The following is a 20,777-nucleotide window of genomic DNA, read 5'->3' on the forward strand; positions in this document are numbered from 1 at the left end:
TATGCAACCTACTACAATTTTTAGTTTTCGCTTTACAGAAAACCATAAACAGGGGCGAAAAACAAGGTGTATTATTGGCTTGCGAAACGGTTACCGGTGTTGTTCAACGTTTTTATTATTTATTTTTAGCTTGGTTAATTTTTAATTCCGAAATTTTATACTCATTTAATAAAATCAAGTCTTGATGTCGTTGAAGTTTTATATACCAGAAATAAAATCCACTAATCATTGAGAAAAATCCAATTAACATGGATAGATTTAATATCCAATTTAATTTATCTGTTCTTTTTTTATATACTTCTGCTAATTCAGAATTCATTAGCAGTTTTCCTGCATCATTGTAATACCAGTCCAACTCAGCTTCTTCAATTTCAATTTTATATGAGTTTATAAATTTCTCAATTTGTTTTTGTAAATCTTCAATGGATTTATCCCCATTTTTAGGTTTCAGTATATCAACTTCAAAATCCCTTAGTTTTCTGGAATGTTCTACCATTGTTTTTTTATTCTCAATTTTAAATTCTAAAATTTTTTCTTCAACCTTTATTTCCGTTTTTTGGATATTATATTCGTGATTCCGATATTCTTTATAACCAAAGCTGGCAACCATTAAAAAAAGACCTGTCAAAGCAAGAAACTTATATAAATTATCAGTAGGTAAATTCGGTATATTCATAAGTTTTCTAATCTTTTTTCAATTTTTTCATTTTTTTCAATCACTTGAAAATTCTTCAATTACCCACAACTTGTTTATATACTTGTAAAACACATGGTTTACCCCCCTCAAAAGGTGCAAACCGATGACTTTCGCAACCTACTACATTTTTCCGTTTCGATTTTACAGAAAACCGTAATGGCATTTACTTTTTTTTCTTTAGGGCCAAAACGCCACAAAAAACAAAGGTTCAAAAGCCATTTTGCGGTTGCACCTACCACTTACAACCCTTTTTCCTGCCCTATTCCCACACGTACGTAAAATCGTACTCTAAAAGTAAAATAAAAGCAACTATTGTTAAAACGTACTTATCAACAGTTATCAACCTTCTTCCTAATCTTGACAATAAATCAAATGTTATATTTTGTTTAATGTTTGTTATTATTTGTTAAACATTATATATCTTTATGGGATTAAACCATGATACCTCAAGGAGTATATCACACCAAAACAAAACAATGTTCGGACTATTCAATAAGAAAACGGAGAAAGAAAAACTGCAAGCGCAATACGGTAAACTTATGAAAGAGGCCCATAGCCTTTCTTCTACCAACCGTAAAATGAGCGATGCCAAAGTATTTGAAGCGGAACAGGTGATGCAACGAATAGAGCGTTTATCCTAACCTATAACCCCATGTGCTATGACCACGCACAAAAAAGAATTTTCACCAAGGGAGCTAGACCGCATCATAGAAATGGCCTGGGAAGACCGCACGCCTTTTGAAGCTATCCGCTATCAGTTTGGGCTACCGGAGAAAGAGGTGATCGTTCTGATGCGCGGCCAACTGAAAACATCGAGTTTTAAACGTTGGAGAAAACGCGTGAACAGTGGCGTAAGCCAAAAACACCTAAAAAAGAGGCATCCCGACATCAATAGATTCAAATGTTCCCGACAAAGGGCCATTACAGGCAACAAAATAAGCAAACGATAAACCCGTGTTGTTCAAAGAAGAAATACCGCTTTTTCCTACCTCGTACAACGAGGTATTGCAACGGCTACAAAAAATAGACCCCGTAGCCTATGGGGCTACCCGTAATTTCATCGATGGAAAGGTCACTTATTTATCGCCCTATATTTCCCGTGGGGTCATTTCCACAAAACAAGTACTTACCGCAGTTTTAAAACGGGGGTACGCTCCTGAAAAAATAGAAAAGTTCATCCAGGAACTGGCCTGGCGCGATTATTGGCAACAAATTTGGATCGCCAAGGGCAATGCCATTGATTTGGACCTAAAACAAGCCCAGCATCCGGTTACGAATACGGGTCTTTCCACCGCCATCATCAACGCACGCACGGGAATCGAAGCCATAGATACGGCCATTACAAATTTTTACAGAACGGGATATTTGCACAACCATGTTCGTATGTACATTGCTTCCTTGGCCTGTAATATTGCCAAAAGTCATTGGAAATCGCCCGCCCATTGGATGTACTATCACTTATTGGATGCCGATTGGGCCAGTAATGCGTTGAGCTGGCAATGGGTCGCAGGGGCCAATAGCAACAAAAAATACCTGGCCAACCAAGAGAACGTAAACAAGTATTGCCATACCGATCAACAGGACACTTTTTTAGATGTGGGTTATGACACGCTTAAGGATATGTCTGTGCCCGAGGTGCTTCTCCCAACCACGACCCTAGAACTCACAACGCCCCTACCCAAACATTCGGCCTTGGAGATCATAACGGACCAACCCACCTGTATTTATAATTTTTACAATCTTGATCCCCTTTGGATGAACGATAGAACGGCCAACCGAATCCTATTATTGGAGCCCTCACATTTTAACCGGCTTCCGATTTCCAAAAAAAGTATGGATTTTATGCTCGCCCTGACCGAAAACATTCCCGGAATGCAAATATTTATCGGGGAGTTCCACGAGTTGGTGCATATCTATGCCCTGACGGATGTGCATTACAAGGAACATCCACTCAATGTACATTACCAAGGCACGGAAGAACCGCGGGAATTCATGTTTTCGGTAAAAGGGTATTATCCTTCATTCTTTTCCTACTGGAAGCAATGCAAGAAAGAATTAAAGTTACTGTAAACGAAAACAACCTCTCGACTGCGCTCGAGGGGACAGCGATAATGAATAAAAAACCGTAATGAAAAAACAGCACCTTCCCCAAAAAACTTGTCCGGTTTGCCTTCGCCCTTTTTCATGGCGGAAGAAATGGGAAAAGCATTGGGAAGAAGTAAAATATTGTAGTGAACGTTGTAGAAGAAACAAATGAAAAGCATACACCTGATCTTTCCGCACCAACTTTTTAAAGACTCCCCTCTTTTTCAAAAGAAGGCCCCCGTTTATTTGGTAGAAGAATATCTTTTCTTTCGGCAATATCCGTTTCATAAACAAAAGATAGCGCTGCATAGGGCCAGCATGAAAAAGTATGAAACTTACCTAAAGTCCATGGATATTGAGGTTCATTATATCCCATCGACCGAAGAACGTTCGGACATTCGCCTACTTTTGCCCCAACTGGGTAATCAGGGCATCACCCATATCACATATATAGACCCCAATGATAATTGGTTGGAAAAACGCATAACCCAAGGCTGCCAAAATGCGAAAATAAGCCTTGAGGTGCTACAATCGCCACTATTCCTGAACACCAAGGAAGACCTAAAGGCTTATTTTAAGGATGGAAGGAAGAAATACCACCAAACCAGCTTCTATACCGAAGAACGGAAAAAACGCAATATATTGATCGATCCCGATGGTTCACCTACGGGCGGAAAATGGACTTTTGATACGGAGAACCGAAAGAAATACCCAAAGAAAAAAACTCCCCCGGGCATACAATTTCCTGATATTGATGATTACCAGATTGAAGCGAATGCCTATGTAAACGAAAATTTCCAAGACCATTTGGGCCAGCTGACCGAACATGCCCTCTACCCTACCGATTTTGAAACGACCAAGGCTTGGCTGCACCAATTTTTTGAACAACGCTTTATGGAGTTCGGAACCTACGAAGATGCGATCGTGGCCGAAAATTCGATACTTCACCATAGTGTACTGACCCCCATGTTGAATATTGGACTGGTTACCCCACAGGAAATCATAGATGCCTGCTTGGCTTATTCCAAAGAGTACACTATTCCCATTAACTCAACGGAAGGTTTTATACGACAACTGATCGGTTGGCGAGAGTTTATGGCCGGTATGTACCGATTTCATGGCTCACAAGAACGAAAACGGAATTATTGGGGGTTCAGGAAGAAGATTCCATCTTCATTTTATGACGGAACCACGGGCATTCCCCCAATTGACCAAACCATAAAGAAAGTTTTGCGGACCGGGTATTGCCATCATATAGAAAGACTCATGGTCTTGGGTAATTTTATGATGCTTTGTGAATTTGACCCCGATGAAGTCTATCGCTGGTTCATGGAGCTGTTCATAGATTCCTATGATTGGGTCATGGTGCCCAACATCTATGGTATGAGCCAATTTGCCGACGGAGGGTTGTTCGCCACCAAGCCATACATCAGCGGTAGTAATTACCTGATGAAAATGGGAAATTACCCCAAAGGGGAATGGCAGGACGTTTGGGACGGACTCTTTTGGCGGTTTATGCACGTACACCGCGATTTCTTTACCCAAAATCCACGATTGGGGATGTTGGTTTCCATGTTCGACAAAATGCCCGAAGAAAAACGAAAATCACATCTGGAACAGGCCGACACCTATTTGAAGAAACTATCGTAATAAATCTACAGGTATCGGGTGATCTTGGAACTCATGGGTTTGGTCAATGAAAAAAAGTAATCGATAAGCTGGCCTTTTTCATCGATCAGGTATTTTTGGAAATTCCATTTTACGCTCGAGCTTTTCTTTCCGTTCAGGTCTTTAGAGGTAAGCCATTTGTATAACGGATGTTGTTCACTGCCTTTTACGTTCACTTTTTGGGTCAATAGGAAAGTAACCCCAAAATTACGTTCGCAGAACGTTTGTATTTCCTGTGCATTCCCCGGTTCTTGATTTCCGAACTGATTGCAGGGCACACCGATGACCACCAGCGAATCGGGATAGGTATCGCTCAATTTCTGTAGCTCTTTGTACTGCTTGGTAAAACCACATTCGGAAGCAACGTTCACAATCAATATCTTTTTGCCCTCAAATTTCGACAGCGCGATAGGTTCCCCGTTTAAACTATGGATCGGAATATCATATAGATTCTTCATTGTGTTTTTTCCTTTATGGGTTGGACCTGTTTTAGCTTCGTTCACTGTTTTCATAACCCTTATTCATTCAAATAATTCTGTAATTCGGCGATCTTGTCCGACTTCATGAACACGCCACCATAGTACGAAGTGACCGTAGCAGAAGTATCATCTTTGATACCCCGTGAAGATACACATAAATGCTTGGCATCAATGATTACGGCAACATCTTCGGTCTGTAGGATCGTCTTTAAATCCATCGCGATCTGATTGGTCAATCGTTCCTGTACCTGTGGGCGTTTGGCATAGTATTGTACGATCCTATTGAGTTTGGAAAGTCCTATCACCTTACCCGACGAAATATAGGCGACATGTGCCTTTCCTATGATCGGCACAAAATGGTGCTCACAATTGGAATAGAAGGTAATGTTCTTTTCCACCAGCATCTGATTATATCTGTATTTATTATCGAACAGGGCCACTTTGGGTTTATTGGCGGGATTGAGTCCCGAAAATATCTCCTCGATATACATTTTGGCCACCCGTTTGGGGGTCCCTTTTAAAGAGTCATCGGTAAGGTCCAATCCCATAACATCCATGATCTGCGCAAAAAGGTCTTCTATTTTTTCTTTTTTCTCCTCATCTGAAATTTCAAAGGCATCGGTTTTCATTGGGGTTTCCAACCCCGTATAAATATGGTCGTCACCGATTTCCTCATCACTAAAACCATTAAGTCCGTTTTCTTTAATAAGGGTATTCAACATAGTTTCTTGGTGTTTCATAAAGTTTTATTTTCAGTTCCAGATCAGTGTTTAACTCCGGTTTGATCAGTCTATAAATAACCTGGGCTATATTTTCTGCCGTTGGGTTCAGGGTCTTGAACTCTTCGGTATCCAAATTCAGGTTCTTATGGTCAAAACGGTCGAGCACCTTGTTTTTAATAATGTTGGACAGTACTTTGGTATCTATTACATAACCCGTGCCAGGATCAACAGCCCCAATGACCTTTACTTCCAAATCATAATTATGTCCATGATAATTGGGATTGTTGCATTTACCAAAAACTTCCTTGTTCTTGGTATCGCTCCAATGCATATTATGCAACCGATGGGCCGCATTAAAATGTTTGCAACGTACTACCGCTGTTTTATCCATATATATTTGTTCTGTTCTATTCACTAACCGAGGTAAAGATATTTTATAATTTGTTTAACTATTAATATATTTTGTTAAACATTATTTAAAACTACTATCTTTGTCCCTAGTAATTTGATTTTCAAATGACCCTATGGAAAAGAAAAACCACAATATTCATATTATCGGTGCAGGTATCAGTGGGCTCATTGCGGCCAAAGTTTTGGAGGAGCACGGGTTTTCTCCAACGATTTTGGAAGCTTCGGATACGGCCGGTGGAAGGGTCAAATCAGAAACCTTTGCCGGTTACACCCTCGACCATGGCTTCCAAGTGCTATTAACGGCCTACCCCGCTGTTCAAAAACACCTTGACCTCAAGGCGTTGGACTTGCAAAAGTTTATGCCGGGAGCTGCTATTTTCAACAATGGTAAACAATATATTATTGGTGATCCTTTTAGGGACATCCGTTTTCTTTTCCCTACCGTTTTCTCGGGTATCGGGGATTTTTCGGATAAACTGAAAGTTCTCCAACTAAATAGAATTTTAAAGCAAAAATCAGTACTCGAAATATTTGGGGAGCAAGAAGAAACGACCCTGTCTTTTTTAACGGGTTTTGGGTTTTCCGCCCAAATGATCGAACAATTTTTCAGACCCTTTTTCAGTGGTATATTTCTGGAGCCGGATCTAAGAACATCGAGCAGAATGTTCCAATTCGTTTATAAAATGTTCGGTGAGGGGTATGCTGCCTTACCCAAATCGGGAATAGCTGCCATTCCCCAACAGCTTGTACAACAACTGGAACACACTAGCATTAAATACAATTGCCCCGTGGCCAGCGTTAAGAACAAAGAAATAGTGTTGAACAATGGTGAAGTACTGCAAACCGATTATACGATCGTAGCAACGGAGGCCAGCGCCCTGGTCCCGAATTTAAAAAACCAAACTATTTCTTGGCATTCCTGCGAAACCCTATATTTTGAAACCGAAACCAAGGTAATCTCCCAACCTTTGATCGGGCTCATAGCCGATAAATCGGCCCTGATCAACAACATTTTTTACCATACCAGTCTTCATACCTCTGGGAATACCGAAAATGAACTTTTATCGGTAACGGTGGTCAAAGATCACCGTTTATCAGCAGAGGCCCTTATTACCCAAGTTCAGGAAGAGCTGAAACGCCATTGTAATATTGACATTGCCATATTCCTGAAAAAATTCACTATCCCAAAAGCATTGCCAGACCTCATTGGTTTAAACTATGGTTTATCACCCTCTGAAACCCAATTGACCTCCGAAATTTTCTTGGCAGGTGACACCTTGTTGAACGGTTCCCTGAACGCGGCAATGATTTCCGGGGAAGCTGCGGCCAAAGGCCTTATGGACGTGATCAACGGGGTTACCTATTATTAAGACGCTGCGGTTTTCCGTTCTTCTTGTATTTTCGGCCGTACCACAATAGTATGTCTTGAAGGATTGCAGAATACATATTGGAGGATTTCTGTGTTATTAGGCTTTATTCTACTAAGTTTTAAATCTGAAGTACACCAATAAAACGGAGCAAAAATCCCCCGAAACATAATTTTAAAAGATCGATCTCTTTAACTTTAAGCAGTTACTGCCTTAGGATTTTGACCATATTTATTATCTCCAGAATCACCGTCTGTTGCCATTAATACCAATAGCCAAATTGCGCCGATTATTGGAATTAAACCTACCAACAACATCCATCCACTTTTTCCCGTATCATGAAGTCTTCTTACACCAACTGCCAATCCTGGGATAAAAACGGCTAAACCATATAGGCCATAAATCGGTCCATATCCAATATTTTCAAACGCAATACCGAGAACGTTATCAAGAATCATTGCGATGAATGCAAACAAAACGTTGAATAAAACAAACATCCAATATTCTTTTCTTCTTGCCCGGCCATTAAAGTCAGCATACTGGTTTAAAACTTTTAAATACCAATTCATAAAATTTGCTTTTAATTTATTATTCCTACTCGTAAGGTTTTTCGGTATCACCCCGTTTTTAAAGTGTTGGCTGGTCTCCACTTTATGAACTCTTATTTTCTATCACCCAAAATCTTTTAACAAGTCATTATATCAACTAAAGTCGATTTTATATTTTACCTTATTTCCCGACCATTAAAAACCCTTTATCAAACGTATTTATAGAACATAATATTTTATTAGAAGGGCCTAAAATATATTATGGATCCTTTTGAAAAAAACCGGCAATGGCACTTTATGCTTTAACAAGGCTATTTGCGTTGATCCATACTTTTTCGCCTATAACGTTACCACCAAGATGAAGGTTTTAAGCAAAGAAAAGGGCCCACGTAAAACGTGGACCCCCTCCCATATTGAACTCTAAGAATAGCCATTAATTAATCATCGAAAGGTCTGAAGCACCTTTGATTTCGGTAGAGACTTCACCAAGCCAACCCGCATTTTCCTGTACCCCGGAGTACACTTTTACAAAATCGATTCCTTTTAAATTCACTGCATTCCTATCCGCATCTATCGCCCAATCAATTTCCATTGCATTTCCGCCATAAGTACTATACTCGGCATCAAAATTGTCTACATACCCCCACTCCAAGGCGTCTATAGAAACAAAACCACTTGAATTTATCGTCGGAAACACCCTGGTACCGTTAAAGGTAACCTGCTCTTGCTCTTCTATAAATAGTGGATAATAGTTTTGCGCATGGTAAGAACTGACCAATACACTTCCTTCATTATTCAAATTATCGACCCAAGGTACATCGGCATGTTCGCCGGGATTGGTATACACAGTCGCATAATCCAATAAAGTGGTTTCAGCGTCATGGGCACTCCCTGCCAGTTCATACCAAGCATCATCAGGTAACCCATTCCCATTTTCATCAAATGAAACCTGTACGATCCCGGGTTCTGAAAGTCCGTTCATCGCATTGCCGTACACAACAAAATCCTTGGCATCTTCCCGGTTTTCTATGGTATGGTCAAAAGAAAAAACCACGTAACCGCCCCAAGCTCCCAAGGAAAGAAGGTCGGATTTTCCACCGACGATTTTCCCCGCAGCTTCCATGGTACCATAGGTATCATTGATAAACTGTCCCGGTGCGGGTTTGTATTCGATTATTTCTGAAATATATTCGCTACTGTTTTCCGTCTTTGGCCGATAGTACAAGTCATAAGGATCGTTTACCGTCAATTGGTACGATCTAAAGAGGGAATCATTTTCCGCCTTTGCGTTGAATTCAAGCGCGAAGGTCCCTGCTTCCCCAACAATATACTCCAGATTTTTAGTGGTGGAGATTACGGTTTCTCCCAATACCCAGCTAAAAGCCGTATTCAATGGTATATGCTGTATTTCATGGTCGATTACCAACGTATCGCCCAAGGTAAACTCATATTCCGTCTGATAATCGGAATCGGTGAAGAACATAGGTACTACATCATCTTCATCATCGTCGCTACAGGACGAAAAAAAGAGGACACCCACCAAGAGGGTCAATACTTTAAAGGTTGATTTTAATTGCATTTGAATTGTATTGAGGTTAATAATTTGCATTAACTTATTTACAAAACAAAACAATGGGGATATGGTCAGAATAGAAAATCTACCCAAAGCTATAACTCCCGAAAGCTCTGTCTATGTGAATTGCGGCAGGTCTTCTGACTCATCCCTCTTTTTAACCCTTCCCATCTTAAAAGACAGTGGTTTGTTAAAAAGATTTTTTCCGGAACAACCGGAAGGGATTTACAGCAGCGGGAACTGTTCAGGATTTACACCTGATTCCCTTTTAATACCATTCTTCAAAAAAGAATATGTAACCGAAAATCAGGTCAAAATTATGATAAAATTTTTAAGTGGGTTACTTATTTTTTTAATTTTTTTGAATGGAATGGTGCCTTTAATCCCGCATGGATTCCCAACACATTAATACACACATACCTATGCCCCTATTCCCAAATAACCAATGGAAGAAAAAAAGGTTTATTTTATTAAGTAGCGTTGAAAAACGGTTTTATTTGAGAGGTGTTGTTGTCGATAGTTCTTTCTCCACTTTCTTTCTGTTCTTCAAAATCAGTATCGTAACTAGATAAATCAGCACTATTCCAAAGGGAATTGCACTGAACCTGTATTCAGGAAGCAGATACCATAGTGAAAGTACTAAAATTGTCCTTGTCAGCGTATGGAAAATCCCCACCCAATGGTTAATAATCCAGGAAAACGGAAGCCACATTAGTCCGGTTAAAATCCCTACTGTCAGTGGTAACGACGAATAGTCCACTAGAAAAAACGGAATTGCAATGGCGTAGACCATAACCGCTTGCGCCACCGTAAAAAAGAACAATTTATCAAATTCATTCTTCGGTTTACTTTTATTCAGGAAATTTTCACCCGTAAATTTAGAAAGAAACAGAGCAAAGTACACAATGCTTCCGGTTCCTATGAAAATTGACCATACGGCCACAAAATCCGAGAAAAAAATACCGATAAGCCCAATAATCGTCCACACGATCAAACCCGCCAAGGGTGTGGCCAGAAATTTTTGATTGGAAAAATCAATTCGCTGTTCTTCAAGTGTTCTTTTCATTCGCTCGGTTTTTTTTTGCCAATGCACCTAAATGGTCCCGATAAGGGACATGCACACTTTAAGTTCTTTAGATCATGGTAATTTTTTCGAAGAAATCAGTTTTCCATCCTCGTAATACTTTTCATCTTTTACGCTTCCGTCATCATAATAAGATCTGGTATAACCGTGCTGTTTATCTTCTTTATATTCTTGATATAAGGTAAGTCGACCATCTTTGATACTTTTCGCCGTACCGTCCTTTAAATAATTTTTGAATTCCGTTTCATAGATGGTTGTACTGGATCGTGTCACCCATTCCGTATAATACATTCCCGTACCGTTTTTAAGTGTTTGCCCACCTTCTTCTGTCCAATAGTTGATGCAAAGGGGTTTTCCTTCCAAAACCTCTCCCTCGAATTTTTTACTTCCATCTTTCCAATACTCCGACCATTTACCAATTCTCGTACTATTGTTCATAAAATTGGAGTCCGCTTTAAGTTGTCCGTTATCATACCACTCTTTATAGGCCCCGCATTTTTTATCGGTATCGGCATTTCTGGTCTCCATCTTTTTAGGAATTCCGTTTTCATAAAACCATTTATGAATCAAACTGTTTTCAGTATCTCCTTTTATAACCTCATGTACTAAAACCCCATCTTCATTATACGCTTTACGTTCCCTGGTTTTTTGGCCTTTTACGTACACCACCATTTCTTTCAGGATGCCGTTTTGATAAAAAAGTTTGTATTCCCCATTTATCAAACCTGCTTCAACGCTAAATTCTTCTTTTATATTTTTGTTTTCAAAGTACGTCCTATATAAGCCCGTATAAGTTAAATCAAAGGGCAAACCATCTTCAGTCAAGCATATTTCATCAGGGTATTTGCGTATGTAACTTTCTAATGATGCCATGGTCTTCTTATTCAAACCATAGTATTTGTCATCGAGTACGGACAGTTCTTCAAGTTTATCGTAAAGGTCACTGTCAAACAAATCGTTTTTTTGTGCCTTGATCACGAGTTCCTTGTTTTTTTGATAAATGGTATCCGCTTTTTTGACAAGATCGGCCATTTCCATATCACCGATAAACTCCAACCCCTTGATTATCGTCGCTACATAAGGAGCATAACCATTGTAGTAAAATTGAACAAATCCGCCATTGGTTACCTGAGCATCCAAATACCACCAATAGTAAAGTGCTTTCTGCCCGTAGGATAAAGATTTTCCCCGTTCAATTTCGTGCTCCTTGTCTTGCACGAAATTAGACATAGGCTCAAGCACAAACCATCCGAAATCGAAACCGCTTAATTTATAATAATCACCTTTATTCAGTTTAGGCTTAAAATGCCTTTTTTCATTAAATTCCCAATACGGATCATTATCATCCTGGTCTTTACCGCCAAAAACGTTTCGTAGCTTCATTATACTCATTTAAAAGGTAATCGTTCGTACCGAGAACAAGCCCTGTTCTTCGTTATTATAAAAGTTAGGGTAAAGTACTGAATTTTAGATTTATTCATTCCCTGGGCCCAAAAATATTTGGCGTTGCCTGTAATTCCAGACGTTAATCCAAACAAATAAGAGAAAGACAACAACCAATGGTATTCGATGAACACATACCACACATGCAGGTATTATTCATAACCGAACGTTTTAAAGGTGGTCATTCATTCGGACAATTTCTGTTCCTATAACAGACTTTAGGTCCATTAGAAATTCTTCGTTTAGATCTGGCCAATTCCAAAAAGTAAAACCAAGGTTGGAAAATGCGATCGAATGATCGGTACCATAGTCGGACAAGTTACTTTCGTTAGAACAATGTGGACAGACGAGCGTAGCCTTTTCATTGTTTGTCCACTTATCAAATTCGGGAAATACCGTATGAAATAAGTTTAATTGTTCTTTTGTACAATTGTCGGTAAAAAAGTCTTGAGGCGTTATTCCTTCGAACCTGTTCGCTCGGCAATTTGGACATTCCAATTTAGTCATAGGCGTAAATGCGCCAACATTGAAAACTTCACGTTCTGTTTTCACTTCTACCCCACATACTTTAAGCCGTAAAAGATCTTCGTCATACCCAATAGCACTTGTATGGTTTTTACCCGGTTTATACCCTTTTGTTTTGGTACTTAGAATACAGTCTGACGGTTCTTGTTCAATAATTTCATTTGATTGTAACCATTGAAGTATTTTTTGCCCTAAATCAATAGGATTTTCAACTTCTTCTATGGTACAAATAGTTATATAGTTATCGCTCATTTTCTATGCAATTGAATTTTTCCGTTTCATTATCCAAAACGTATATTAAATAACAAGATAATGGAAATTACCATAAATGAAAACAAACCGATAATCAATGGTATTTTAAAATCATCCCCAACCAGCACTTTCTTTTTTGCTTTCATTTTATTTTTGAACAATAGATATATGGTAAAAGGAACCGTTACCACGAAAGCCCATCCATATAAGGTCGTCACATGCATTAGTTTATCCATTGCATTTTGAATACCTGCAAAGAGAACCATATCGGAAACAATGGCCACCACAATAAAAATAATACTATTGAAAACCACCCCTTTGAACAAATGGGCTTTCGGATATTTTTTAATACATACATAGGATGCATATCCCCACAAAATCGGATTTACGGTCAACATTATACATTGTCCCAATTGCTCATTTATACTCCAAGGATACCAAAGTATAACGTTTGACAACCAATAAACAGCAAAGCAAACAACTAGATTATATAATACCCATTGAGAAATATTCGATTTCATTTCATTAGAATAAAACAGGTCTTAACCGCTATGTTTATAAATGACCAACTTTATTGATATATTGACTGAGGTAGCTAAGGGTTTTCGTCACTAAATACACATGCGGCGAACCTTAAAAGTAATTCTTCAATTCCCTGATTATTAAAAAGAGTCAAAATCTTAAGTCGTAGTGCTTTCCAACTCCTAAACAAGTTGAATGTTATTTCCGCAGGTATCATTAAAAATGGCGACTTTAACCGTCCCCATTTCGGTTGGTTTTACGCTGAACTCCACCCCAAGTTTCGTTAATCTTTCAAATTCGGCATCAATATTTTCCACATCGAATTGGGTCCATGGAATCCCGGCCTTCATTAATGCATCTTGATATACTTTTGACGGTTCAAAATGGTTTGGGGCGGGTTCCAACAATAATTCCGGTCCATCTTGCCATTCTTTTGACACCAAGGTCAACCAACGATTTCCTTCACCTAATGGTACGTCCTTCTTTTTTATAAAGCCCAATTTCCCAGTATAAAACCGCAGGGCTTTTTCTTGATCACGGACTGGGATGCTTATAAGTGTTACTTTCATTTTTGTGGTTTTATGAATACTCCGTATGGTCTCAATTTGTTTTGTCGCTTACTGACTTAAAGATAATATATTAATAGAAATAGGTCTTTGTTATAAAATTGTTGAATTTAAAGTTGTCTTAAAAAGGATAAGGCCATCAGAAATTTACAGTCCAATACTAATGAAGTAATAAAAAAAGCCCCTTGAAGAGGCTTATATGAATCCGTTTATGTAGGAATTAAGGGCTTGTGCAACGGTTACCGGTGTTGTGTGCCGTTTTAATTTAATTTTACTCATGGCTAGATCTTATTCCAAAAATCAGCAAATAACCAATCATCCAAAATTCACCAATGGTTGCAGGTAGCGTAAGAAATCTATTGTAGCTAAAATCAATTCCGGCGTAGCGAATAATTGTAGAAATTAGATAGCCTATTCCACCTAGAATAATAACTCTTCCTAACCAGACAGGCAACCTTTTAGATTTGATAACTATGTATCCCATGGGAAATAGCCATAACCCGAAAAATAGTCCACCAATACCCCAAGCATGCGAAATAATATTTTGAAAAACCTGAATTAGTAAAACTTTGTCTTCCATAGCACTTATATCAGAATTTGCAATACCTATTGCTGAGGCGATTGAAATTGCACTTATCATAATGGCTAAAGCATTTACCATTCCCCATATACCTAGAGTCCAAGCTTCCCATTCATATTTATCTTTAAATAATTTGAAAAACCAAACTGCGGTAAGTGCCTGAGATAATACGATAGCAAACTCTAATAGCAACCTAATTCTTGCTGTAGATTCTAATTCTACTAAATTTGTTAGCGTTTGTTCAGGATTACCAGATACAAATATTTGAGAATGAAAGACCATAAACCCTAGAATTCCTGTAATAGCCATTATTAAATACCATAAGCCAGTTATTCTTGCGGTCTTAATTAAATTCTTCTGTACTGTATTTACAATCATTGATTATTTGATTTTAGTATTTTATACTAATTCTGACGATGTAATAGAGTAATTGTTACAGTTTTGCCCAAATGGCACAAAACGTCTCGGCTATGATCTGTTGCGGAAAACGTCCGCAGGACTTTTCCGCCCAGCCCCGAGCCATTGTGCCTAATGCACAAGTTAAGAAAAAAGTCTTTGTCTATCATTGGCGATCGAGAAAGAGATCGTAACTATAGGTATGCAAGGCAAGAAGGACTATCAGGAAAAACTGTTCGCGAGTTTCCTGTTGGCGATCGCCTATAACCTGAAGAAATACCTAAAATTCATTGGAAAACGAGCGAAAAGCGGGGCGGGAATGCTTGTTTCGGCATCATTGGCGGGAATTGTCTTCTACGACTTTTTTTTTGCCCCGATTCGTTACCCGGAAACGTCTTTTCAATACTGGGACACATTGAAAAAAGCCCCTTGAAGAGGCTTATATGAATCCGTTTATGTAGGGATTAAGGACTTGAGCATCGGTTACCTTTGTTGGCAATTGGCTTATATTCTTTTCTTAATTTGTTCAAACTTTTTCCTTAAAGTATTTATTTTTCTTTAGGCCATTTCCAAGCATACCAAACAATTAATGCAGTAATAATACTTTCTAAAAATGCTAAAAACACATAGAAACCATACCATTTAGTATTTGAATTGAATCCAATGAATAACATCATTATTGTAAACAACATTCCAAATACAATATTAAGAACACGATTTATTCTTGGTTTTAGGATAATTGAGAGTGCCACCATTACTGATGAAGTTGCTAAAATCATTGAGGCTATTAATAATTTAGTAGGACTATCTAAAATATTTTCACCTGAAAGTAAACTGTCTATTTTTCCTGGTGTGTAGAGTTCAAAATAATCTCCATATAAATAACAGAAAGTTGCTGAAGCCCATAAAGAAGCAAGTTTAATTTTGATATTCACTTTCGGGTTTTCTAACATATCCTTTAAAGTTTTACAATTCAAGTCCGTTTGTATTTATATAGACGTAAAATCTTTTTAAATGGTTGCCTGAATTTTAAAGTTAGTTCGATTTTCGGCCTATTGCCCACGGTTGTGTATGGTGCTGTTGCTAGTCCAAAGGGCAGCCATGCAAAATACATTTTGTTGTGTTTTCGTTTTGTTAATTACCAGTTTTCATTTTAAGTGTAATCTCCCCAATATTGTAAGCGTAGACTGAAGCAGGAAGATATGTAAATTTCAATCCTTTTACTTCTTTTGTGCCAATTTGATCAATAGAGGTTACAACAGCGGAATCGAGTTTGTTTGCATCACAAAACTTAATTAAACTTTTTAATTCTTGAGGCTTATCGAAATATCGATTACTCCATTTAATTTCTACTCCCCAAACGGGTTTATAATTTTTTTCATCAACTAGAACCAAATCTACTTCCCCATCTTGTCTTCCGTCCTTCCATCTAGCATATGTTAAATCCAATTGTTCTCTATGCATCCATTGCGAAAGAATTGCTGTTTCTACCATGTTTCCCATTTCTTGGTCAATTTCACTTATTGGCGAAAATAGAGCAGTACGGAGTGACGGATTGGTAAGATATACTTTAAAACTCGTTATTCTTTTTAATCTTTTAGCATTGACGCCAACCTTATTTAACACCTTAATTAGGAAAGCTGCTTCTAAATATTCCAAATATTTTTTTAGCGTATCTTTTAGAATACCACTTTCCCTTGACATAGTTTCATAGGAAAATTCATTTCCAGTATTGTAAGCTATATATGTGAAAAATCTATTTAACTCTTGAACATCTTTGATTCCATATAGACTAGGCAAATCACGAAGTAGAACTTTGTCCACAATATCGTTTTTAACATACCTACCCATATCACTCTGAATTCTATCAGAGAATACAACTTCCGGATAGCCTCCAAAATTTAAATAATGAATAAATTCCTTATTTAATGCTTTGGCGTCATGAGTTAGACAATATGGTATATCCTTGTCTCCGTATTGAATATCACCTTGAAAAATTAAATGATCCAACTTTTTCAAATGGATGTACTCTTGAAATGTTAACGGAGGCAGCAAAAAATCAGTAAATCTGCCTGCACCACTTTCTGTGCTATGCCATTTTAATGCAGCTGCCGCTGAACCAGAAACAATGAACTTAGTTTCGGGATAAGAGTCAACTAATACTTTTAAATGCCTTTCCCAATCTTTCAAATATTGTATCTCATCAAAGAAAACATAACAACCATCAAGATTTTCAAGGTTCAAGGACTCTTTGCAAAGAATTAATATGTCTTCTAGACTTAAATTGACATAAATAGGATTATCGATTCCAATAAAGAATAATTTGTGAGGATTTGTTTTTTCTTTCAGTAAATTTTCAATGCAATGAAATAACATCACTGTTTTACCAACTCTTCTAGGTCCCATCAGGACTACCGCTCTTTTAATTCTTCTTTCAGTTACGAACGGATAAAATAGGTCAAAATATAACCTCCTAGACATGGAGCTATAAGTGTTCGGAATCTCTTTGGTGATCCACCATGGGTTTTCATAGCGAAGACGTTCAATAATTTTTTCTGTCGGAATAAGGTTAAGCATTGTTATATTTTATCTTAATACGACAAATATACATAATATAAGTAGATTAAAAACTATCTATTCTTACATAAAATATAATTTTAAGGAGATATTCGCATTTATAAACTATTAATTCGACAATTCCCGTTTACATTCAATGAAACACAACGACCCGGCTATACGTAGTGTCCCGAAGGGCATTACGTTTAGGTATTGTGCCTGTTGCACAAGTTAAGGAAAAAGTCTTTGTCGATCATTGGCGATCGGGAAAGGGATCGCAAATTTAGGTATGCAAGGCAAGAAGAACTATCAGGAAAAACTGTTCGCGAGTTTCCAGTTGGCGATCGCCTACAACCTGAAGAAATACCTGAAATTCATTGGAAAACGAGCGAAAAGCGGGGCGGGAATGCTTGTTTCGGCATATTTGGTGAAAATTGTCTTCTACGACTTTTTTTAAACCCTAGTACGGTACCCGAAAACGTCTTTTCAATTCTGGGACACATTGAAAAAAAGCCCCTTGAAGAGGCTTATATAAATCCGTTTATGTGGGAATTAAGGGCTTGTGCAACAGTTACCAGTGTTGCCACACGTTTTTTATTTTTCGGCAAGCTTTTCAGTTCAGTAAATTCCATTTATTAGGCAAATATTTATTAATTCCGTTATCATAAGCATTCCAATACAAAAGGTCGCTTCCATACCAAAATACATCAACTTTTTGCCCAATGGCAAATGGTTTATTCATACTGTTAGCGTATTTCAGTCTTCTAATCGTGTATTCTTTGTTTTCTAAATCAATTTTCACATAAGGGTAATCCAATTCCGTATAATCATTCCGCATTGGTCCTTTTTCTTTTCTATATTCCACAACTTCTGCTGATATTTTTTTGCATCCAGTTCTTAAATTTAAAAATTCAATTTTAGTATAAGTCAGATATACATAAACTCCAATAATTATAAACAATATAGTCCAAATTGTCATTTAGTTCGGTTTTCTCAAATGTATGGTAACGTGTTTGTATATGGTATGTTGCGTGGTTTAAACACCTAATTTAGCAAATAAAAATCGATTATAAAATCCGCGAGGATTTTCGTAAGTAGGCTAGAACTAGCAATAAATTAAATACGGTGTTGTAGCCAGTATTTATTCAAATTTCGAGTTTGTAATTGAGTTAATCAGCTCTTTTCCGATTGCCTCATCTTTGTAAACTATGTTTATTGTAAATCTTTTATTTCCAAACAATCTTCTAAAACTCTTTGTCGTAAGTCTTTCACCATTCGGATAGTCAAAATTAATTTCGAAAGTGTCAAATTCCATTCCGCTTATCACTTGTTTAGATGATAAAGAATCTAATTCCGTATTTGACATTGCTTTTTTCAAAGATTCGTACGTCACAGTATTCAGTTCTTTATTGCTTTTTATATAATTTTCAGTCGTATTGATTATTTTATAGTTTGATTCCAAAGTGTGGAATTGTCCATTCTTATAAGCGAATAAAGTATTCTCAATATCTTCTTTTTTAACCTTCTGGGCAGATACTTTTTCGAATGATTCCATTCCATCTGACTTAACCTTAATCCAATTCTTTTCCGAAACTTCTTTAAAGTTATTCGGAATATTAATAGTCCATTTAAAATCATCATTTTCGATAGTGATTTCTTTTTCTTTTTGGCAAGAAATCAGGATTAGAAATCCGATAATTGATATTTGGAAAAGGTGTTTTCTCATATTGGCTACAACAATTGAATATGATCATTGATCATATATACATTATACGCCTAAGATAACAAATCTTCTATTTCATAAATGACCTATCCACCACATGGGTATATCTTTCGGTCGTTCTTGTAGACCCGTGACCCAGTACTAATTGAATATGCCTAGTATTAGTGCCTTTTTAAAGCAAATGGGTTGCGAAACCATACCTTAGCATATGAGGTGTAACCCTTCTGTTTATCCCCGCTTTTATGCCACATTGACAATAATGTTCAGAACACTGGAAGGACTGTACCTGGTTTTGACCCTATTATTCTTAATATACTGAGATCAACCTGCTTCTTGTCTCCAAAAGTCAACCAAATTGCCATTCTCTATTTTAAATCCATATATCACCATTGATTCCGTACACCAATCAGGTTGTACTAAAAAAGTATTGAATATCTTGAGCCTAAACGTGCACTTTTCTTCATCAAAACGCGCTATAACACAGTTACTCTAAAGTAGTCCAAATCAAGATTTCATGAAAACTGGTTCTTAAACATTTGCCAACCTTTGGAGGCCTAGTTATCATCAAAAAGTAGCTTGGCAAGTAAACCCATTTCTTTGGGCATACTTCAAGAAAAAGCAAAAAAAACCCCACAAACAACTTGTTGTGGGAGTTTTGAATTTTTTTAGCAAAAATGGATTGGGATCAATAGCCCTCTAACTGCAACATTTGCGCTGCGTAGCGCCTTCCCATTTCGCGAACACCTTCTGAGTTAAAATGTATATCGTCTTCCCGAACGGCACATCCTTTAGAATGAATAACGTAGGCCGTTGGCACCGTTTCGGGCAGTTTATCTATTATGGCGTTCATTCTGCCACATTTGCCGCCTTGTTCCTCATGTACTACCTCCCCGGCCAAAAGAGGAACCTCACTGGCCTCTAATCCTAGGTCGTTCAACATATTCGTATATACCTGTTGTACGTAAACCGGCCATTTTTCATCATCGGTATTGGTTTCTCCTTGATGAAGCAATATACCTTTGATCACTCCTTCTTTTTGGGCTTTCTTGGCCAAAGTGATCAAACGATCGTATGGATTGCCCCCATAACCGGCAATCTTTCCCTGAAACCAATCTTCGGGGTAGGTCTGGGTAAATTCTTTATAGATGTCCTTATCGAACAAACGTATATCACAACCGCCAACGGCTACACTGATCACGCCTACTTTTTTGTTCTCGGGAAGTTTTTCGACCATGGTACGCCCAAAATAATCGGCAGGGGAAAGACCAACATAACATTGACTCAAGGGGGGTACTGCAGGGTACCAATTACCCATGGTCCTCCCCTGTTCCTCACAGTCCATCGAAGGCATCATAACAAAACGGTCGTCCACCGCTTTATCCTGTTCCGCTATCGTGGCCGAACCTTCCATATTGGATTGTCCAAAACAAATATAAATCTGAAAATCAGGGTCTTGTGAAAACATTTGGGAAACACAGAAAAGTATGACCCAGACTATTATTCTCTGAATAGGTGAAAACATGATATTGGTTTTATAATTGGATTATAAAAATATACAATAACCACCCATTAGATTAATG

Annotated in this window: 25 protein-coding genes and 1 riboswitch; of the genes, 8 read left to right on the forward strand and 17 right to left on the reverse strand. The window is 37.8% G+C overall.

Annotation, left to right across the window (positions count from 1 at the left end):
• Positions 1-115 precede the first annotated feature (115 nt).
• On the reverse strand, positions 116-676 hold the full coding sequence (locus R3X28_RS16250) for a hypothetical protein (protein WP_317665732.1): 561 nt from the start codon (positions 674-676) through the stop codon (positions 116-118).
• Positions 677-1,122: 446 nt separating this feature from the next.
• On the opposite strand from R3X28_RS16250, the gene R3X28_RS16255 reads away from it, so the two are divergent.
• From R3X28_RS16255 to R3X28_RS16275, 5 genes are read left to right on the forward strand one after another with little or no spacing between them, the layout of a single operon-like run.
• Complete coding sequence (locus R3X28_RS16255) at positions 1,123-1,338, forward strand: Lacal_2735 family protein (RefSeq protein ID WP_317665734.1); 216 nt, start codon at positions 1,123-1,125, stop codon at positions 1,336-1,338.
• 18 nt (positions 1,339-1,356) lie between these two features.
• Complete coding sequence (locus R3X28_RS16260) at positions 1,357-1,647, forward strand: TIGR03643 family protein (RefSeq protein WP_317665736.1); 291 nt, start codon at positions 1,357-1,359, stop codon at positions 1,645-1,647.
• A gap of 4 nt (positions 1,648-1,651) precedes the next feature.
• Positions 1,652-2,767, forward strand: coding sequence for an FAD-binding domain-containing protein (locus R3X28_RS16265; RefSeq protein WP_317665737.1), 1,116 nt, complete (start codon positions 1,652-1,654; stop codon positions 2,765-2,767).
• Positions 2,768-2,825: 58 nt separating this feature from the next.
• On the forward strand, positions 2,826-2,954 hold the full coding sequence (locus tag R3X28_RS16270) for a DUF2256 domain-containing protein (protein WP_154366789.1): 129 nt from the start codon (positions 2,826-2,828) through the stop codon (positions 2,952-2,954).
• On the forward strand, positions 2,951-4,432 hold the full coding sequence (locus tag R3X28_RS16275; RefSeq protein ID WP_317665738.1) for a cryptochrome/photolyase family protein: 1,482 nt from the start codon (positions 2,951-2,953) through the stop codon (positions 4,430-4,432). The genes R3X28_RS16270 and R3X28_RS16275 overlap by 4 nt, the downstream gene beginning before the upstream one ends.
• A 5-nt stretch (positions 4,433-4,437) precedes the next feature.
• Here the strand turns inward: R3X28_RS16275 and R3X28_RS16280 are convergent, their stop codons facing one another.
• From R3X28_RS16280 to R3X28_RS16290, 3 genes are read right to left on the reverse strand one after another with little or no spacing between them, the layout of a single operon-like run.
• Positions 4,438-4,962, reverse strand: coding sequence for a glutathione peroxidase (locus tag R3X28_RS16280; protein ID WP_317665740.1), 525 nt, complete (start codon positions 4,960-4,962; stop codon positions 4,438-4,440).
• A 5-nt stretch (positions 4,963-4,967) separates the two neighbouring features.
• Positions 4,968-5,669, reverse strand: coding sequence for a GTP cyclohydrolase I FolE (gene folE, locus R3X28_RS16285; protein ID WP_282056013.1), 702 nt, complete (start codon positions 5,667-5,669; stop codon positions 4,968-4,970).
• The gene (locus tag R3X28_RS16290) at positions 5,632-6,042 is read right to left on the reverse strand and encodes a 6-pyruvoyl trahydropterin synthase family protein (protein WP_317665743.1); all 411 of its coding nucleotides are present in this window, start codon (positions 6,040-6,042) and stop codon (positions 5,632-5,634) included. Before R3X28_RS16290 ends, folE begins: the two co-directional genes overlap by 38 nt.
• A gap of 133 nt (positions 6,043-6,175) precedes the next feature.
• On the opposite strand from R3X28_RS16290, the gene R3X28_RS16295 reads away from it, so the two are divergent.
• Positions 6,176-7,432 carry an NAD(P)/FAD-dependent oxidoreductase gene (locus R3X28_RS16295; RefSeq protein ID WP_317665745.1) on the forward strand — a complete coding sequence of 419 codons (1,257 nt, stop codon included), beginning with the start codon at positions 6,176-6,178 and terminating at the stop codon, positions 7,430-7,432.
• A 194-nt stretch (positions 7,433-7,626) separates the two neighbouring features.
• Here the strand turns inward: R3X28_RS16295 and R3X28_RS16300 are convergent, their stop codons facing one another.
• The 8 genes from R3X28_RS16300 to R3X28_RS16335 form a co-directional block, all read right to left on the reverse strand.
• Positions 7,627-7,998, reverse strand: coding sequence for a DUF805 domain-containing protein (locus R3X28_RS16300; protein WP_282056018.1), 372 nt, complete (start codon positions 7,996-7,998; stop codon positions 7,627-7,629).
• 412 nt (positions 7,999-8,410) lie between these two features.
• On the reverse strand, positions 8,411-9,556 hold the full coding sequence (locus R3X28_RS16305) for a hypothetical protein (protein ID WP_317665747.1): 1,146 nt from the start codon (positions 9,554-9,556) through the stop codon (positions 8,411-8,413).
• A 106-nt stretch (positions 9,557-9,662) separates the two neighbouring features.
• A riboswitch (cobalamin riboswitch) is annotated at positions 9,663-9,869 on the reverse strand.
• A gap of 174 nt (positions 9,870-10,043) precedes the next feature.
• Positions 10,044-10,616: a DUF7010 family protein gene (locus R3X28_RS16310; protein ID WP_317665748.1), complete on the reverse strand. Its 573-nt coding sequence runs from the start codon at positions 10,614-10,616 to the stop codon at positions 10,044-10,046.
• Positions 10,617-10,688: 72 nt separating this feature from the next.
• Positions 10,689-12,017, reverse strand: coding sequence for a DUF4375 domain-containing protein (locus tag R3X28_RS16315; protein ID WP_317665749.1), 1,329 nt, complete (start codon positions 12,015-12,017; stop codon positions 10,689-10,691).
• A 231-nt stretch (positions 12,018-12,248) separates the two neighbouring features.
• Entirely contained in the window at positions 12,249-12,854 is a 606-nt protein-coding gene (locus R3X28_RS16320) for a hypothetical protein (protein WP_317665751.1), read from the reverse strand.
• Positions 12,855-12,883: 29 nt separating this feature from the next.
• Complete coding sequence (locus R3X28_RS16325) at positions 12,884-13,375, reverse strand: hypothetical protein (RefSeq protein WP_317665753.1); 492 nt, start codon at positions 13,373-13,375, stop codon at positions 12,884-12,886.
• Positions 13,376-13,558: 183 nt separating this feature from the next.
• The gene (locus R3X28_RS16330; RefSeq protein ID WP_317665755.1) at positions 13,559-13,945 is read right to left on the reverse strand and encodes a VOC family protein; all 387 of its coding nucleotides are present in this window, start codon (positions 13,943-13,945) and stop codon (positions 13,559-13,561) included.
• Positions 13,946-14,213: 268 nt separating this feature from the next.
• Positions 14,214-14,900 carry a DUF4386 domain-containing protein gene (locus tag R3X28_RS16335; RefSeq protein WP_317665757.1) on the reverse strand — a complete coding sequence of 229 codons (687 nt, stop codon included), beginning with the start codon at positions 14,898-14,900 and terminating at the stop codon, positions 14,214-14,216.
• A 187-nt stretch (positions 14,901-15,087) separates the two neighbouring features.
• On the opposite strand from R3X28_RS16335, the gene R3X28_RS16340 reads away from it, so the two are divergent.
• Positions 15,088-15,351, forward strand: a complete 264-nt coding sequence (locus R3X28_RS16340; RefSeq protein ID WP_317665758.1) for a hypothetical protein — start codon at positions 15,088-15,090, stop codon at positions 15,349-15,351.
• A 115-nt stretch (positions 15,352-15,466) separates the two neighbouring features.
• Here R3X28_RS16340 and R3X28_RS16345 read toward each other — a convergent pair whose 3' ends face one another.
• Positions 15,467-15,871 (reverse strand): DUF6326 family protein, encoded by a 405-nt coding sequence (locus R3X28_RS16345; RefSeq protein ID WP_317665760.1) that lies wholly within the window; start codon positions 15,869-15,871, stop codon positions 15,467-15,469.
• Positions 15,872-16,052: 181 nt separating this feature from the next.
• Positions 16,053-17,495 (reverse strand): ATP-binding protein, encoded by a 1,443-nt coding sequence (locus R3X28_RS16350; protein ID WP_154366757.1) that lies wholly within the window; start codon positions 17,493-17,495, stop codon positions 16,053-16,055.
• A gap of 268 nt (positions 17,496-17,763) precedes the next feature.
• On the opposite strand from R3X28_RS16350, the gene R3X28_RS16355 reads away from it, so the two are divergent.
• Complete coding sequence (locus R3X28_RS16355) at positions 17,764-17,931, forward strand: hypothetical protein (RefSeq protein ID WP_317665763.1); 168 nt, start codon at positions 17,764-17,766, stop codon at positions 17,929-17,931.
• A 156-nt stretch (positions 17,932-18,087) separates the two neighbouring features.
• Here R3X28_RS16355 and R3X28_RS16360 read toward each other — a convergent pair whose 3' ends face one another.
• From R3X28_RS16360 to R3X28_RS16370, 3 genes are all read right to left on the reverse strand, one after another.
• A complete protein-coding gene (locus tag R3X28_RS16360; protein ID WP_154366755.1) occupies positions 18,088-18,453 on the reverse strand; it encodes a hypothetical protein in 366 nt (121 codons plus the stop codon).
• Between the two features lie 162 nt (positions 18,454-18,615).
• On the reverse strand, positions 18,616-19,200 hold the full coding sequence (locus tag R3X28_RS16365; RefSeq protein WP_154366753.1) for a hypothetical protein: 585 nt from the start codon (positions 19,198-19,200) through the stop codon (positions 18,616-18,618).
• A gap of 682 nt (positions 19,201-19,882) precedes the next feature.
• A complete protein-coding gene (locus R3X28_RS16370) occupies positions 19,883-20,719 on the reverse strand; it encodes a sialate O-acetylesterase (RefSeq protein ID WP_317665772.1) in 837 nt (278 codons plus the stop codon).
• Positions 20,720-20,777 lie beyond the last annotated feature (58 nt).

Source organism: Maribacter sp. TH_r10, assembly GCF_033101095.1.
Lineage (GTDB): Bacteria > Bacteroidota > Bacteroidia > Flavobacteriales > Flavobacteriaceae > Maribacter_A > Maribacter_A luteus.